Here is a 7,233-nt window from a genome sequence, read left to right as displayed (position 1 = left end):
GCGACACGAAAAACGCCTCGCGGGGATACGCCACCCCGGCCGCTTTCCTTCGGAACGCTGGCCGGCTTCAGTTCGGAACAGTGGCCGCCTTCAAATCGGAATACCCGGCCGGCTTCATCGGAATCTGCAACCGAACGCCAGGCGCAGCATCAGCCCGGTCTCAATGGCGACGTCGGAGTAGCGCGCTGGCCGGCCACGCCGTCCCGTGACGGGTGGCGTCCAGGCGGCGATCGCCTCCGGTGTCACCCAGATGGTCAGATCGCCACGCCGACGCAGCGCCACGTCGTAGGCCGCCCAGTTCTCCACACGGTACCGGGCCTTCGGGATCTTGGCGCGGCGCGGCTCGTTGGCCTTGTACGGCATCGGGGGCTCGGCTTCAGCGGGCCGCCTCTATACCCGCCAGAACCCTCACACCGCCAGTCCTCGGTGATTTATGCGCCAACGTCCTGCAATCGGTCATCTTGTTGGTTCATCGAAGAAAAGGGCTTGGTGGATGGCTCTCCATCGGCGTCGACGCAGGGCCACCCTACGCAGGAAATTCTATCAGCCGATCAATGATATAGCTCGTTGATCTGTATGGCTGCAGTTGGCCGTCGACCGCGAATGCGGCTGGCCCGGCGTTGGGGAATCCTGCACAATCCCGACATGAGCGGGCAAGCCATCGTGTCATCGACGGAGTCCCTGGCCGGGCTGGTGGAGCGTGTGACTTTCCACAGCGCCGAGACCGGCTTCTGCGTGCTTCGGGTAAAGGTCCGTGGGCACCGCGACTTGGTTGTCGTCGTCGCCCATGCCGCCATGATCTCCTCCGGGGAATGGATCCAGGCAAGCGGCAGCTGGGTTAACGATCGCACCCACGGCCTCCAGTTCAAGGCCACCTTCCTGAAGGCGACCCAGCCGACGACGCTGGAGGGCATCGAGAAGTACCTGGGCTCCGGCATGATCAAAGGCATCGGCCCCGTCTACGCCAGGAAGCTGGTGAAGGCATTCGGCGAGGCCGTGTTCGACGTCATCGAGGCCGAACCTGCTCGCCTTCGCGAGGTGACGGGCATCGGGCCCAGGCGGGCCGACCGCATCATCAAGGGATGGGCCGACCAGCGGGCGATCAGGGAGATCATGCTGTTCCTGCACGCCAATGGTGTCGGGACATCCAGGGCGGTCCGCATCTACAAGACCTACGGGCAGGAGGCGATCCAACTCATCACCGAAAACCCATACCGTCTGGCCCGGGACATCCGCGGCATCGGCTTCAAGACGGCCGACCAGATCGCGGCCAAGCTGGGCATCGAGAAGACGGCCATGGTCCGCGTCCGAGCGGGCATCGGCTATGCCCTGGCCGAGGCGATGGACGGGGGACACTGCGGCCTGCCGGTGGAGGACCTAGAGAAGCTGGCCAGCGACCTCCTGGAGGTCGGCACCGATCTGGTGGCCGAGGCGCTGGCCGACGAGCTTCGTGACGGCGCCGTCATCGCCGATCAGCTGGAGGGCAGGGACTGCGTCTTCCTGGCCGGGCTGTACCGGGCCGAGCAGGCCATCGCCGCCCGGCTGCGAGGGCTTGCGGGCGGGACGCTGCCCTGGCCCACCATCGACATGGAGAAGGCGCTGGAGTGGGTGAAGGGTAGGACGGGACTGACGCTGGCGCCGAGCCAGCGGGAGGCTGTCCGGCTTGCCCTGGCATCCAAGGTCATGGTTATCACCGGCGGCCCCGGCGTCGGTAAGACGACCCTGGTGAATTCCATCCTGAAGATCCTGGCCGCCAAGCACATCCGCATCCTGCTGTGCGCCCCGACCGGACGGGCGGCCAAGCGGCTCTCGGAGAGCACCGGGCTGGAGGCCAGGACCATCCACCGGCTACTCGCCTTCGACCCGGCTGCCGGAGGCTTCAAGCACAGCGAGGAGAACCGGTTGGAATGCGATCTGCTCGTCGTCGACGAGACGTCCATGGTGGACGTGCCGCTGATGAACGCGCTGCTGAAGGCGACCCCCGACAGGTCGGCCCTGATCCTGGTCGGCGATGTCGACCAGTTGCCGTCGGTGGGCCCGGGGCAGGTGCTGGCCGACGTGATTGCATCCGGCGCTGTGCCCGTGGTGCGCCTAACGGAGGTTTTCCGGCAGGCGGCGGCCAGCCGCATTATCATCAACGCCCACCGTATCAACCAGGGACAGATGCCGGACCTGACGCCCGTAGAAGGCTCGGACTTCTATTTCGTCGAGGCGGCGGAGCCCGAGGACGGTGTTCGCAAGCTCATCGAGGTCGTCAGGAACCGGATCCCGAAGCGTTTCGGCCTCGACCCCGTGCGCGATGTCCAGGTGCTCTGTCCGATGAACCGTGGGGGCCTGGGCGCCCGGTCGTTGAACGTGGGACTCCAGGCGGTGCTGAACCCGCCTGGCGATGTCCGGGTGGAGCGCTTCGGCTGGACCTACTGTGTCGGCGACAAGGTGATGCAGACCGAGAACGACTACGAGAAGGAGGTCTATAACGGCGATCTGGGGGTCATCACAGCAATCGATCCCGAGACCAGCGAACTGTTGATCGACTTCGACGGCCGGGAGGTCGCTTATGATTTCGGAGAACTCGACCGGGTGTCGCTGGCCTATGCGACGACGATCCACAAGAGCCAGGGGTCCGAGTACCCAGCCGTCGTCATCCCGCTGGCGATGCAGCACTGGACGATGCTCAGGCGCAATCTCCTCTACACCGGCGTCACCCGGGGGAAGCGACTGGTCGTCATCGTGGGACAGCGGAAGGCACTCGGAATGGCGGTACGATCACGTCAGGAAGGGCGCCGGTGGTCGAAGCTGAAGGAGTGGCTATTGTCAAAAGCAGCCTGACCAATGCGGGAACGTCGTCCTCTTATGACGGTATTGATCCTCCTAACTTCAGGTAAGCAATTCCAGTATCGATCAGACGCTGATAGGGGGCCTGAGGCGGCGGCGATTCACAAATTGTGCGCCAAAATTCTATAGCCGACATCGAAGACCAACGATCAAAGGATCCCCGATCTGCACGAGGGTAGCGACGTACCAATCGTCATGCCCCTTGACCAAAAACCAAATTCTTTGCGCTTCAAGTGATTAATCAAATCCATTGAGCTCTCCTGGTAAGATGACGGCTCCTGTGATCAAGGGCAGCAGCGAGGTTGCTGGTGCATCGCTCAACCAAGATGGGGCGGTTCCGATGAGCGCGTCAGCCTCTTCCAAGGCGCAACCGCCCTTGGGTTCGTCACCGCGGCAAAACATCCGTGGCCATCTTCTCCGCGTCGTGGTCGCGGCCTTGGCATCGATGGCCCTGATCACACTGGGCCTGTTGGCATGGAACATGACATCCCAGCGGCGGCTAGCCGAGGCGGAGATGGGCCGGACCGTCCAGGCCATCGCTGCCGCCCTCGACCAGCAGCTTCTTGTCACCACGGCCGCCCTGCAAAGCCTCGTGTCGACCATGAAGGAGAATGCCGACCCCGAACGGCTGCACCGCATCGCCGAGGACGTTATGACCAATCATCCCTATTGGTCGCACGTGATTTTGCGTGATGATACGGGCAAGATCCTTTTCACCACCGCTATTTCCTACGGGGCTCCCGCAGCCGGAACGGACGCTGTCATCCCCTGGATAAACACGGCACTGCTCACAGGCCAGCCGCAGGTATCCAACCTCTTGTACGGGCCGATTGCCCGTGCCCCGGTCGCGGTGGTGTTCGTACCGGCCCGCGGGCCGGACGGGCGACAATATGTGCTCGGTGCCGCCGTCACGGCGATCAAGTGGGAGGCACTCCTGCACGAGCAACGAATCCCGTCCGGCTGGGTGGCCGGGATCATCGACCGGGACGGCGTCATCGTCGCTCGCACTCGCGCCGCCGAAAGCTCCGTCGGGAAACTGGCTCCCGACTGGGTTCGGGAGGCCATTCAAACGGCACCAGAGGGCCACGCGTCAGGCCCAGCGCTGGAAGGAGAACCGCTGTCGCTGGCTTTTGCACGCTCGCACGTCTCAGGGTGGACCGTTGCCTTTGCCGCTCCTGCCAAGGTGTTCGAAGCCCCGATGCGCCGTTCGTTGATGTTGGCGACGACGGTATGCGTCCTGGCGCTCGGGTTCGCGTCGCTCCTGGTGCTGGTCTACGCACGTCGGCTATCCCAGGCTGTCGTGGGGTTGGCGCGGGTGGTGGACGCTATGCGGGAGCCGGAGGCGAAGTTGCCGCCGTCACCCGGTATCGATCTCGCGGAACTGGCCTCGGTGTACGAGTCGATGCAGACCACCGATGCCCATCTGCGACGTGTGGAGGAAGAGCGCCTGACAGCGATGCGAGAGCTTCAACATCGGGTGAAGAACGACCTCCAGGCAATCCTGAGCCTGATCGCTTTGGAGAGCGGCCAGTCCAATGGGGCTGAGACCCACCGCATCCTTGGTGAATTGCAAGGCCGTGTCGAGGCGCTGCGCCTCATCCACAGCCGCCTCTACGAGACCAGCCGAGTTGGGACGGTCGAATTGGGCGGATACCTGCGAGAGCTCTGCACAAATACAGTCGCCTTGTATGGGCGGAGCATTGCCGGGGAGGTCACCCTCAGGGCAAGCGTCTGTGAGGTCTACGTCGACCATAACACGGCGGTGTCGCTCGGTCTGATCGCCAACGAGTTCGTCACCAACAGCACCAAGCATGCCTTCCCCGAAGGAGCAGGGACGATCATGCTCGATCTGGACGTGCCACATCCAGGGTCCGTCTGTCTCACCCTAACCGACAACGGCATTGGCATTCCGGAGGGGCAGACACGGGCCTCCGGTCTTCAGCTGATCGCCATGCTTGCCGAACAGGTTGGCGGGGAACCACAATGGACGGTTGGCCCCGGAACCCAGCTGCGAGTGATGTTTCTTATCTGAGTCTGTGGATCGGCGCCCAATCACGGCCAGATGGGAGGACGGTTTACATCGTTGATTTTGATAGAGAAACCCCACAGCAGAGTGGCTCTGCATCGACGCCGATCTACAGGCAAGGCGCCGATCACGCCGCCGGGAGGCCGGTCAGGGGGGCAAGCAACTGCTCCGGTTCAATTCATCCTTGGCAGTGTTTAACGAACCCCATCGCGCGCTTTTCGAATGTGCAGGTACGTTGTTAGCGAGTTGCAAAAACCTACGGCGGCGATCGCATCAGGCTACGAGCAGGTGTGGGGATGGATGGATACCTTTCCTATGCCATCCTAAATGGGAAAGCCCCCTTGCTTGCCGCTCGCCAGTCGTCTTTGGGAGGGCATGTAGGGACGAGCGGTGCGCTCTTACGCTGTTAAAGCCTCTGAAGGAATATTATTTCTCATTTTAGAAATAAATAAAGCCAGACTGCAGATAGCAAATCGCGAAAAGGAGTCTCTCTGAAACAGAAAAACCACATTGCAATGCAATTGCGCATGCTTTGAATGCTTCCATGCTGATTTCGCAACGAGTCATTAACTTCTAAGCGCCCAAATTTAAGGGTTTTTACATTCTGGACCCGGAATCATCGGACTGCGCGCCGGCATGACAGATACCAGTCAAAAAGACGAGGCGAGAATGAGAATCACGATCAAAACGACCCTTCTGGTCATTCTTGCCGTGCTGGGCGGCATGCTGATGTTGTCGGATGCCGTGAGTTTGAGCTCGATGAGCGACGCGAAGGAGGGCCTCAAATCTGTCTATGAGGATCGCGTGATTCCCTTGCGCGATCTGAAGGTGATCTCTGATTCCTACGCCGTCGACATCGTTGACGCAGCGCACAAGGTCCGCAACGGCAATACGGACTGGAACGCCGCCATTGCATCGACCCAGAGGGCGAAGCTCGAAATTGCCAAGCGTTGGCAAGCTTACCTTGCAACCGACATGGACCCGGATGAGACACGGCTCCTCACGGAGATCAAGCCTTTGATGGAGCACGCGAACCGGACCGTGCAGACTCTCTCCGACCTTCTTAGAGAGAAGGATTCCTCCAGGTTCGACAAATTCGTCCGCGAGGAGCTGTACGCGGGTATCGACCCTGTCACCGGAAAGATCGGGGAGTTGATCGACATCCAAGTCCGTGCCGCTGGCAGTAGCTATGACACGGTGTCGGCGGTAAACAATCAAGCGACCGTCACGACCTGGACCATCTCGGCGCTGGCCGTCATGATGGTTATTGGTGGATTTGCCATCGTCCTTCGCAAGGTAACTTCCCCCATTGCCGGTCTGACGGTAGCGATGACACAGCTTGCTGCTCACGACTTGAGTATTGCGATTCCAGCCGTGGATCACCAGGACGAAGTGGGCGCTATGGCGCGTGCGGTCGAAGTGTTCAAACACAATATGATCGAAGCTGAGCAGCTGCGGTCTGACCAGGAACGGCAGAAGCAGCTGGCGGAAGAAGACAAGCGCCGAACGATGGGGCGCATTGCCGACGAGTTCGAGGCGAACGTCAAGGGCGTTGTTCAGTTCGTGTCGTCAGCCGCCGCACAGTTGCAGTCTAACGCCCAGAGCATGTCGGCAATCGCCGAGGAGACTGCGCGCCAGTCCACCGCCGTGGCGGTGGCAATCGAGCAGGCGTCGGCCAACGTCCAGACCGTCGCATCGGCCTCGGAGGAGCTTAGCAGCTCGATCGGCGAGATCAGCCGCCAAGTGACCCAATCCTCCCGCATCTCTGGGGCCGCGGTGGTGCAGGCCGAGCAAACCAACACGACCGTCGAGGGGTTGAGCGTCTCGGCTCAGCGCATCGGCGATGTCCTTGGGCTGATCCAGAACATTGCCAGCCAAACCAACCTGCTGGCGCTGAACGCCACCATCGAAGCAGCACGAGCTGGGGAGGCGGGCAAAGGATTCGCCGTGGTCGCCAACGAGGTCAAGCAACTGGCAAGTCAAACGGCTAAAGCCACTGAGGAGATTGCCGGCCAAATCTCGGAGATTCAAGTGAGGACCGGGGGCGCGGTGGAGGCTATTCGCGGTATAGGTCGCACCATCACGCAGGTGAACGAGATCGCCGGGACGATTGCCGCAGCGGTCGAGGAACAGACGGCGGCGACCAGAGAAATTGGGCGCAACGTTCAGCAAGCAGCCCAAGGCACCCAGGAGGTGTCCAACAACATCGTCGGCGTGAGCAAAGCGGCTGAGGAAGCGGGAACGGCTTCGAGCCAAGTTCTCGACGCCGCCAGTCGGCTATCACACGAAGCCGAGCGCCTGCGCGACGAGGTCGATACCTTCATTGCCCGAGTTCGGGCTGCTTGAGGTGGTGTAGTGTGAATCAGCGCCAG

General features: G+C 61.7%; 3 protein-coding genes and 1 pseudogene. 3 read left to right on the top strand and 1 reads right to left on the bottom strand.

Features of this window, described 5'->3' with window-relative positions:
- Positions 1 to 129: 129 nt before the first annotated feature.
- Positions 130 to 363, bottom strand: a pseudogene (locus TSH20_RS08310) (transposase); the annotation flags it as partial.
- A gap of 282 nt (positions 364 to 645) precedes the next feature.
- Between TSH20_RS08310 and TSH20_RS08305 the strand changes: the two are divergent.
- The 3 genes from TSH20_RS08305 to TSH20_RS08295 all read left to right on the top strand — a co-directional run bounded on the left by TSH20_RS08305 (position 646) and on the right by TSH20_RS08295 (position 7,207).
- Positions 646 to 2,829: an ATP-dependent RecD-like DNA helicase gene (locus TSH20_RS08305; RefSeq protein WP_109074291.1), complete on the top strand. Its 2,184-nt coding sequence runs from the start codon at positions 646 to 648 to the stop codon at positions 2,827 to 2,829.
- A 286-nt stretch (positions 2,830 to 3,115) separates the two neighbouring features.
- Positions 3,116 to 4,867, top strand: coding sequence for a sensor histidine kinase (locus TSH20_RS08300; RefSeq protein WP_158281971.1), 1,752 nt, complete (start codon positions 3,116 to 3,118; stop codon positions 4,865 to 4,867).
- 630 nt (positions 4,868 to 5,497) lie between these two features.
- Entirely contained in the window at positions 5,498 to 7,207 is a 1,710-nt protein-coding gene (locus TSH20_RS08295; protein WP_109074286.1) for a methyl-accepting chemotaxis protein, read from the top strand.
- Positions 7,208 to 7,233 lie beyond the last annotated feature (26 nt).

The sequence above is a fragment of the Azospirillum sp. TSH20 genome, from assembly GCF_003115935.1.
Taxonomy (GTDB): Bacteria; Pseudomonadota; Alphaproteobacteria; order Azospirillales; family Azospirillaceae; genus Azospirillum.
This window is presented reverse-complemented; position numbering and strand designations above follow the sequence as displayed.

What these genes read in the sequence shown, in the direction of transcription:
- TSH20_RS08305 (WP_109074291.1), top strand. Translation starts at nt 646, where the DNA reads ATGAGCGGGCAAGCCATCGTGTCATCGACGGAGTCCCTGGCCGGGCTG.
- TSH20_RS08295 (WP_109074286.1), top strand. Translation starts at nt 5,498, where the DNA reads ATGACAGATACCAGTCAAAAAGACGAGGCGAGAATGAGAATCACGATC.